Origin of the sequence: Stenotrophomonas sp. HMSC10F07 (assembly GCF_001807895.1) — a bacterium.
Classification (GTDB): domain Bacteria; phylum Pseudomonadota; class Gammaproteobacteria; order Xanthomonadales; family Xanthomonadaceae; genus Stenotrophomonas; species Stenotrophomonas sepilia.
The window spans coordinates 1-8,320 of record NZ_KV791357.1; the positions used below are offsets into that span (position 1 = coordinate 1).

General features: G+C 65.6%; 8 protein-coding genes. 3 read left to right on the forward strand and 5 right to left on the reverse strand.

Features of this window, described 5'->3' with window-relative positions; translation table 11 throughout:
- Window positions 1-421: 421 nt before the first annotated feature.
- From HMPREF3114_RS06525 to ahpC, 5 genes are all read right to left on the reverse strand, one after another.
- Window positions 422-1,378, reverse strand: coding sequence for a transaldolase (locus HMPREF3114_RS06525; RefSeq protein ID WP_053501171.1), 957 nt, complete (start codon window positions 1,376-1,378; stop codon window positions 422-424).
- A gap of 50 nt (window positions 1,379-1,428) precedes the next feature.
- Window positions 1,429-1,833 carry a nucleoside diphosphate kinase regulator gene (gene rnk / locus HMPREF3114_RS06530; protein ID WP_053501173.1) on the reverse strand — a complete coding sequence of 135 codons (405 nt, stop codon included), beginning with the start codon at window positions 1,831-1,833 and terminating at the stop codon, window positions 1,429-1,431.
- A 123-nt stretch (window positions 1,834-1,956) separates the two neighbouring features.
- Window positions 1,957-2,919: a LysR substrate-binding domain-containing protein gene (locus HMPREF3114_RS06535; protein WP_049414506.1), complete on the reverse strand. Its 963-nt coding sequence runs from the start codon at window positions 2,917-2,919 to the stop codon at window positions 1,957-1,959.
- An 85-nt stretch (window positions 2,920-3,004) separates the two neighbouring features.
- The gene (gene ahpF / locus HMPREF3114_RS06540; protein WP_005415367.1) at window positions 3,005-4,597 is read right to left on the reverse strand and encodes an alkyl hydroperoxide reductase subunit F; all 1,593 of its coding nucleotides are present in this window, start codon (window positions 4,595-4,597) and stop codon (window positions 3,005-3,007) included.
- 225 nt (window positions 4,598-4,822) lie between these two features.
- Window positions 4,823-5,386 (reverse strand): alkyl hydroperoxide reductase subunit C, encoded by a 564-nt coding sequence (ahpC, locus tag HMPREF3114_RS06545; protein ID WP_005415368.1) that lies wholly within the window; start codon window positions 5,384-5,386, stop codon window positions 4,823-4,825.
- A gap of 355 nt (window positions 5,387-5,741) precedes the next feature.
- On the opposite strand from ahpC, the gene prmC reads away from it, so the two are divergent.
- From prmC to HMPREF3114_RS20935, 3 genes are all read left to right on the forward strand, one after another.
- The gene (prmC, locus tag HMPREF3114_RS06550) at window positions 5,742-6,599 is read left to right on the forward strand and encodes a peptide chain release factor N(5)-glutamine methyltransferase (RefSeq protein WP_053500507.1); all 858 of its coding nucleotides are present in this window, start codon (window positions 5,742-5,744) and stop codon (window positions 6,597-6,599) included.
- A gap of 48 nt (window positions 6,600-6,647) precedes the next feature.
- Entirely contained in the window at window positions 6,648-7,589 is a 942-nt protein-coding gene (gene pip / locus HMPREF3114_RS06555) for a prolyl aminopeptidase (RefSeq protein WP_019661138.1), read from the forward strand.
- Between the two features lie 370 nt (window positions 7,590-7,959).
- The gene (locus tag HMPREF3114_RS20935; RefSeq protein ID WP_141750792.1) at window positions 7,960-8,247 is read left to right on the forward strand and encodes a hypothetical protein; all 288 of its coding nucleotides are present in this window, start codon (window positions 7,960-7,962) and stop codon (window positions 8,245-8,247) included.
- Window positions 8,248-8,320 lie beyond the last annotated feature (73 nt).

Below are 8,320 nucleotides of genomic sequence, written 5' to 3' on the forward strand. Positions count from 1 at the left end.
CGCCAACGGTCCTGCCAACCCACACCGCCCCACCCCCGAGAGTTTCCCGGTGACGGTGGGAAAGAACATTGGGTTACTGACGAACTGATGGAAAACAAAAAGGACGCGGCGTTCGCCGCGTCCTTTTTGTTTGGTTCTGCATTGCCCTTGTAGAGCCGAGCCATGCTCGGCTCCGAGCAAGCGAAGCGCGCGACCCGCTGTTGCTCTTCTTTCTTTCTTCCGTGGCGGGCGGCCGCAGGAAACTGTCGAAGGCAGGGTGGGTAGGCCGTGCAGGGGCGTGAGCCGCATGGATGCGGCGACAGAGCTTACAGGGACGTACTTGCAGCGTCCCCTGCACGGCCTACCCACCCTGCCAACCACATGACCCGCTCTTCGCGACCAAGCCCCCCGCCACGAGGGGCTCAGCCGTTGGCCGGAATCCTCACAGTGCCGCGCGGATCCGCTCGCGCAGCGCTTCCAGATCCTTGGCAAACGCATCGATGCCGGTCGCCAGCTTCTCGGTGGCCATCGGATCGGCCGCCAGATCCGCCGCGAACTTGGCCGCATCGATCGGGGTCACCGCCGCGCCATCGGCGGCACCGGCCACCAGCTTGCGCGGCAGCTCGCCGTGGTCGGCGTCCAGCTTCTCCAGCAGGTCCGGCGAAATCGTCAGGCGGTCGCAGCCGGCCAGTGCTTCGATCTGCGCGGTCGAACGGAACGAGGCGCCCATCACCACTGTCGGCGAACCGCGACGCTTGAATTCGGCATACACGCCGCGCACGAACTTCACGCCCGGGTCTTCATCGATGGTGGCCGGGGCCTGGCCGTTGGCCACGTACCAGTCCAGGATGCGGCCGACGAACGGCGAGATCAGGAACGCCCCGGCTTCGCTGCAGGCCAGCGCCTGGGTCGGGTTGAAGATCAGGGTCAGGTTGCAGTCGATACCCTCGGCCTGCAGGATGCGCGCGGCTTCCACGCCTTCCCAGGTCGCGGCGATCTTGATCAGGATCTTCTCGCGCGGCACGCCGGCATCGGCGTACATCTGGATGAACTGGCGGGCCTTGGCCACGGTGGCAGCGGTGTCGTGAGCCAGGTCGGCATCCACCTCGGTGGACACCCGGCCCGGCACAAGCGTGCTCAGCAGCACGCCGACGCCGATGGTCAGGCGGTCGGCCACGGCGTGCACCACGGCTTCGCGGTCGCCACTCTGCTGGCGGCCCCAGGCCAGTTCGCGTTCGATCAGCTCGGCGTAGACCGGCAGGTCCAGCGCCTTCTTCACCAGGGTCGGATTGGTGGTGCAGTCCACCGGCTGCAGGCGCTTGATCGCCTCGTAGTCACCGGTATCGGCAACGACCACGGACAGTTCGCGCAGCTGGGACAGTTTGGACGGGGTACTCATTACGGCTCCTGGGACAGGGGGATCGAATCGCGCGCGGTGCGCAGCGGTAATCAGGGGCGGTCGTTGTGGACCGCGGTCACGCGCAGGCGCAGCTTGCGGCCGCCGGGCGCGGTCCAGTCGATGCTCTGGCCGATCGAAAGGCCGAGCAGGGCACTGCCGACCGGGGCCAGCACGGAAACCTTGCCTTCATCGACGTTGGCTTCGCGGGGGAAGACCAGGGTCAGGACGTGCTTCTCGCCCGACACTTCATCTTCGCACTCCACGCGCGAATGCATCATGACGATGCCTTCGGGAATCTGGTCCGGTGCCAGCACGGTGGCCCGGTTGAGTTCTTCAGCAAGCGCGAGCGCGGCAGGCGTCTGGCTCAGCGCGGGAGATTCGAGCATGGCGTCCAGGCGGTCCATGTCGAAGGTGGAAACGGTGATCGACGGCGGCAGGCCGCTGGCGGTACTCATGGTGAAGCTCCTTGGTTGAAAGCCATGCAAAAGGCGGCACCTGCTGGCGCCGCCTGTCTGTATTGTGGGGACAAATGCGGCCGGAATCGACTCCTGCCGATTCCAGGCCGGTACTGCGGGGGCTCAGCCGTTCAGCGCGGGGCCGGGCAGGGCCGGTGCATCGCTGCCGGCATCGAGCGCCTCCAGGGTGAACAGCGCCTGCGGCAGGCGCTTGAACTGGTCGGCCAGGTCCATCAGGAAGTCGTTCATGGCCGAGCTGCGGCGCCAGATCATGGCGATGCGGCGGCTGGGACGGCCTTCGCCGGTGAAGTCGAGCAGGCGGATGTTGTTCGAGCGCGGCACTGGCGGCTGCACCGACAGACTCGGAAGCAGGGTGATGCCGACATCGGCGGCGACCATCTGCCGCAGCGTTTCCAGGCTGGTGGCGCGGAACTCGGACTTCTCGTTGGCGCCGAACAGGCGGCAGACTTCCAGCGCCTGGTCGCGCAGGCAATGGCCGTCCTCCAGCAGCAGCAGCTTCTGCGTGGCCAGTTCCTGCACGTCCAGGTGCTCGCGACGTGCCAGCGGGTGGCGACCGGAGACGGCCAGCAGGAACGGTTCCTCGAACAGGAACTCGGCATGCAGCTGGTCGTCGATCACCGGCAGCGCCAGCAATGCAGCGTCGAGCTTGCCTTCGCGCAGGCGGTCCAGCAGCACATCGCTCTTTTCCTCGACCAGCAGCAGTTCCAGCTCCGGGAAGCGCTCGCGGATGCGCGGGATCACATGCGGCAGCAGGTACGGGCCGAGGGTCGGGAAGATCCCCAGGCGCACCGTACCGGCTTCCGGATCGCGGCTGCGTCGCGCCGCTTCCTTCAGCTGTTCCACTTCGGACACGATCACCCGCGCCCGTGCGGCCGCTTCCTGGCCGGCCGGGGTCAGCATCACCTTGCGCGGTGCGCGTTCCACCAGCGGCAGGCCGAGCTCTTCCTCCAGCTTGCGGATCTGCGTGGACAACGTCGGCTGGCTGACAAAGCAGGAAGCGGCAGCCCGGCCGAAATGCTTGTGGTCGGCCAGGGCTACCAGGTACTTCAGATCACGTAGGTTCATCCTTACACCCCAGGGGTAACGGACCGGCTGACGGCATGGTTACCCGACAGGCAGACAATGTTCCCGGTGATCTGGGAACGGTGGATCAGGCCGCTTCAGCAACGGCACCGCTGCTGTTGCTCACCGACGAGCGGATCAGGTGGTCGAACGCGCTCAGTGCGGCGGTGGAACCGGCGCCCATGGCGATGATGATCTGCTTGTAGGGCACCGTCGTGCAATCGCCAGCAGCAAACACACCCGGCAGGTTGGTCTGGCCGCGATCGTCGATGACGATCTCGCCACGCGGCGACAGCGCCACCACATCCTTCAGCCACTCGGTGTTGGGCAGCAGGCCGATCTGCACGAAGATGCCTTCCAGCTCGACGCGGTGGGCATCGCCGCCGATGCGGTCCTTGTAGACCAGGCCGGTGACCTTGCTGCCGTCGCCGAGCACTTCGGTGGTCTGTGCGCTGGTCAGCACGGTGACGTTGCCCAGGCTGCGCAGCTTCTTCTGCAGCACTTCGTCGGCACGCAGGCTGGAATCGAACTCCAGCAGGGTTACATGCGACACGATGCCGGCCAGGTCGATGGCCGCTTCCACACCGGAGTTGCCGCCGCCGATCACCGCCACGCGCTTGCCCTTGAACAGCGGACCATCGCAGTGCGGGCAGTAGGCCACGCCCTTGTTGCGGTACTGGTCCTCGCCCGGCACGTTCATCTGCCGCCAGCGCGCGCCGGTGGACAGGATCACCGAACGCGACTTCAGCACCGCGCCGTTCTCCAGCTGCACCTGCACCAGGCCGTCTTCGCCGGCCGGCACCAGCGCACTGGCGCGCTGCAGGTTCATGATGTCCACGTCGTACTCGCGCACATGCTGCTCCAGCGCCGTGGCCAGCTTCGGGCCTTCGGTTTCCTTCACCGAGATGAAGTTCTCGATCGCCATGGTGTCCAGCACCTGGCCACCGAAGCGCTCGGCAGCGATGCCGGTACGGATGCCCTTGCGCGCGGCATAGATCGCCGCTGCGGCGCCAGCCGGGCCACCACCGACCACCAGTACGTCGAAAGCATCCTTGGCGGCGATCTTCTCGGCATCGCGCTTGCTGGCATTGGTGTCCAGCTTGGCCACGATCTGCTCCAGGGTCATGCGACCCTGGTCGAACACTTCACCGTTGAGGTACACGGTCGGCACCGACATGATCTCGCGCTTCTCGACTTCGTCCTGGAACAGGGCGCCATCGATGGCCACGTGCTGGATGCGCGGGTTGAGCACCGCGGCCAGGTTCAGCGCCTGCACCACGTCCGGGCAGTTCTGGCAGGACAGCGAGAAGTAGGTTTCGAACTTGTATTCACCTTCCAGGTTCTGCACCTGCTCGATCAGCTCGGCGGTGGCCTTGGACGGGTGGCCGCCGACCTGCAGCAGGGCCAGCACCAGCGAGGTGAACTCGTGACCCATCGGCAGGCCGGCGAAGGTCAGGTGGATGTCCTGGCCCGGCGTGCCCAGGTCGAAGGACGGCACGCGGCCCTGGCCATCGCGCAGGACCTGCAGCGTGATCTTGTCCGACAGGTTTTCCAGGGTCTGCAGCAGTTCCAGCATTTCCTGCGACTTGGCGCCGTCGTCGGCGTGCGCGGTGATCTGGATCGGGCGGGTCACGCGCTCCAGATAGGTCTTCAGCTGCGACTGCAGGTTGGCGTCCAACATCGGGTCATCTCCTGGCTTCAGGCAAACAGGGGGCGTGGCACCGCTGTAGAAGGTAGCGGACCAGCAGGGGGTAGGGGTGAACCCAAGACAGCGACCGTGGAAGGGGCTGGCTGGCCAAGGCGGGCGAGCGTTGGCTGTCTTGGGTTCACCCCCACGCCGGCGGGGGGACCGGCACGGGGATGAAGGGCGCGCCGTGGCGTGGGGCCACGGCAGGCCGGTACTGCTTTAGATCTTGCCGACCAGGTCCAGCGACGGGGTCAGGGTCTTCTCGCCTTCCTTCCACTTGGCCGGGCAGACCTGGTTCGGGTTGGCGGCAGTGAACTGGGCAGCCTTGAGCTTGCGCAGGGTCTCGGACACGTCACGGGCGATCTCGTTGGAGTGGATCTCCAGGGTCTTGATCACGCCTTCCGGGTTGATGATGAAGGTGCCGCGCAGGGCCAGGCCTTCTTCTTCAATGTGCACGCCGAAGGCGCGGGTCAGCTGGTGGGTCGGGTCGCCGACCAGCGGGAACTGGGCCTTGCCGACGGCCGGCGAGGTCTCGTGCCACACCTTGTGCGAGAAGTGGGTGTCGGTGGTGACGATGTAGACCTCGGCGCCGGCCTTCTTGAACTCGGCGTAATGGTCAGCGGCGTCTTCGATCTCGGTCGGGCAGTTGAAGGTGAAGGCGGCCGGCATGAAGATCAGGACGGACCACTGGCCCTTCAGGCTGGCGTCGGAAACCTTGATGAACTCGCCGTTGTGGTAGGCGTTGGCTTCGAACGGCTGGATCTGGGTATTGATGAGGGACATCATTTTTCCTCTTGGTGAAGGGGAGTGGGTGAATCGACAGGAGCTAGGTTACCCATTCGCTCGCGATAAGAACAATCCATTGATTGCATCTATTTGATAGATGGAGTCTATCAAATGGCCATGAGCAGGCACTGAACCCTGCCGCTCCCATCCTGCAACTGCTTGTGTGACAAGGAAAATCGACCGGGACGTGTGAAAAGGGCTGATAGCCCCTCCTTATACCCTCTGGCGAAACCTGAACGGATTCCAGCTTTTTGTAGCGTCGAGCCATGCTCGACGGTGGATCTGTAGAGCCGAGCCGATGCTCGGCTGTTCCAGCAGCAGCCGAGCATCGGCTCGGCTCTACAATTGAGGCATGTCTTTCCAACCCGAACCCACCCTGCGTCAGGTCGTAGCTGACGCCAGTGCCCGCTTGGGCGGTGTCGACGCCCGCCACGAAGCCGAACTGCTGCTGCTGCATGTGCTGGAGCGCCCGCGCAGCTGGCTGTTCGCCCATGCCACCGATCCGCTGGCCGCCAATGACCAAGCCGCCTTCGAAGCCTTGCTGGCCCGCCGTGTGGCCGGTGAGCCGGTTGCCTACCTGACCGGGCGCCGCGGTTTCTGGACGCTGGACCTGGAGGTCGACCCGGCCACGCTGATCCCGCGCCCGGAAACCGAGCTGCTGGTCGAGTTGGCGCTGGAGCGACTGCCGCCGGACCAGGCGTTGCAGCTGGCCGACCTCGGTACCGGCAGCGGTGCGATCGCACTGGCACTGGCCAGCGAACGGCCCCGGGCACAGGTGCTGGCCACCGATGCCAGCCCGGGCGCGCTGGCCGTGGCCGCGCGCAATGCGGCCCGCCATGAACTGGACAACGTCCGTTTCGCCGAGGGCGGGCACGACTGGTATGCGCCGCTGCAGGGCGTGCGCTTCGACCTGATCGCCAGCAATCCGCCGTACATCGCCAGCAACGACCCGCACCTGGAACAGGGCGACCTGCGCTTCGAACCGTCTACCGCGCTGGCCTCGGGCATGGACGGCCTGGATGACATCCGCCGCATCGTCGAGGGTGGCCAGGCCCACCTGCGGCCCGGCGGTTGGTTGCTGATCGAGCACGGTTGGGACCAGGGCGCGGCGATCCGGGCACTGTTCGAGGCGACGGGATTTGCCGAGGTGCAGACCGTGCAGGATCTGGAGCAGCGCGACCGCATCACCCTGGGCCGGCGTCCGGCCTAGAATGGAGGTTCTCCTGCCCCGGCAGGGCATCACCCTGGAGCTGCAAGCATGCGTACGCTGTACCCCGCCATCACCCCCTACGACGTCGGCACCCTGAAGGTCGACGACCGCCACACGCTGTACTTCGAACAGTGCGGCAACCCGGAAGGCAAGCCGGTGGTGATGCTGCATGGTGGCCCGGGTGGCGGCTGCAGCGACAAGATGCGCCAGTTCCACGATCCGTCCAAGTACCGCATCATCCTGTTCGATCAGCGCGGTGCCGGCCGTTCCACCCCGCACGCGGACCTGGTGGACAACACCACCTGGGACCTCGTCGCCGATATCGAGAAGCTGCGCGAGCACCTGAAGGTCGATCGCTGGCAGGTGTTCGGTGGCAGCTGGGGCTCGACCCTGGCGCTGGCCTATGCCGAGACCCATCCGCAGCGCGTGACCGAACTGGTCCTGCGCGGCATCTTCATGCTGCGTCGCTGGGAGCTGGAATGGTTCTACCAGGAAGGCGCCAACCGCCTGTTCCCGGATGCGTGGGAGCACTACCTCAAGCCGATTCCGCTGGTGGAGCGTCATGACCTTATCTCGGCCTTCCACCGCCGCCTGACCAGCGAAGACGAGACCACCCGCCTGGAAGCGGCCAAGGCGTGGGCGGTGTGGGAAGGCGCGACCAGTTTCCTGCACGTCGATGATGACTTCATCAACAGCCACGAAGACCCGCATTTCGCGCTGGCGTTTGCCCGCATCGAGAACCACTACTTCGTCAACGGCGGCTTCTTCGAGGTGGAAGACCAGCTGCTGCGCGACGCACACCGCATCGCCGACATTCCGGGCGTGATCGTGCACGGCCGCTACGACGTGGTCTGCCCGCTGGCCAACGCCTGGGACCTGACCAAGGTGTGGCCGAAGGCGAAGCTGGAAATCACCCCGGCTTCGGGCCATTCGGCGTTCGAGGCCGAGAACGTGGACGCGCTGGTGCGCGCCACCGATAGCTTCGCCTGATGCCCACGGGGGCGGATCTCCATCCACGCATGGCGTGGATCTACTGCACCCGGTAGTGCCGGCCGCTGGCCGGCAACGCCTCACCGGTAGCGCCGGGCCATGCCCGGCGGCGATTCTCTCCCTTGTTCAAGGCTGTCGCTATTGGCCTTGAACCGGGGCGAGGCGCGCTGGCACCGTGGACGTCCGTGCAGTTTTCGGCGACCCCCATTGGTTCTATCCGCAGGGCGTTGCTGAGGATTTCTGGTTCTCAGTCTTCATCCCCACCGATACGCGGGATCATTCCCACTTCCGTCGGCTGCGCGCGGTGCAGGGAACTAGCGACGCAGTTGTGCTCGCATACAGGCGTGGGGGCGCATCCAGAAGCCGATGCATGAGCGACTCGCTTGAGCGCGGCCGTATCGAGCGTGTGGAGTGTTTGGAACCCGACGATGATGGGAACCTGGATTCCAAGCTGGATGGAGTCGATGCATGGCTGCAATCACCTTTGACGTGGAATGGCGGTCGCCGTCGCTTGATGCTCTACGGCGCGGACATCGACGGCATTCTGCCTTCGCAAAAAGGCGTACTGTCCGACGGCATGGCGTATCTGTTCCTCCGGGATAAGCCTGATTTTTCTCCGGTAGGACGCGCCGGGGCGTTCTTTCTCCAATTGGGCTGAATCAGTTTTTGCTGCGTCGCGCGTGCCGGCCGCTGGCCGGCAACGCCCTACCGGTAGCGCCGGGCCGTGCCCG

Bases quoted from the DNA above. Each gene is read 5' to 3' on its own strand.
- HMPREF3114_RS06525 (WP_053501171.1), bottom strand. From the start codon at position 1,378: ATGAGTACCCCGTCCAAACTGTCCCAGCTGCGCGAACTGTCCGTGGTC.
- rnk (WP_053501173.1), bottom strand. From the start codon at position 1,833: ATGAGTACCGCCAGCGGCCTGCCGCCGTCGATCACCGTTTCCACCTTC.
- HMPREF3114_RS06535 (WP_049414506.1), bottom strand. From the start codon at position 2,919: ATGAACCTACGTGATCTGAAGTACCTGGTAGCCCTGGCCGACCACAAG.
- ahpF (WP_005415367.1), bottom strand. From the start codon at position 4,597: ATGTTGGACGCCAACCTGCAGTCGCAGCTGAAGACCTATCTGGAGCGC.
- ahpC (WP_005415368.1), bottom strand. From the start codon at position 5,386: ATGTCCCTCATCAATACCCAGATCCAGCCGTTCGAAGCCAACGCCTAC.
- prmC (WP_053500507.1), top strand. From the start codon at position 5,742: ATGTCTTTCCAACCCGAACCCACCCTGCGTCAGGTCGTAGCTGACGCC.
- pip (WP_019661138.1), top strand. From the start codon at position 6,648: ATGCGTACGCTGTACCCCGCCATCACCCCCTACGACGTCGGCACCCTG.
- HMPREF3114_RS20935 (WP_141750792.1), top strand. From the start codon at position 7,960: ATGAGCGACTCGCTTGAGCGCGGCCGTATCGAGCGTGTGGAGTGTTTG.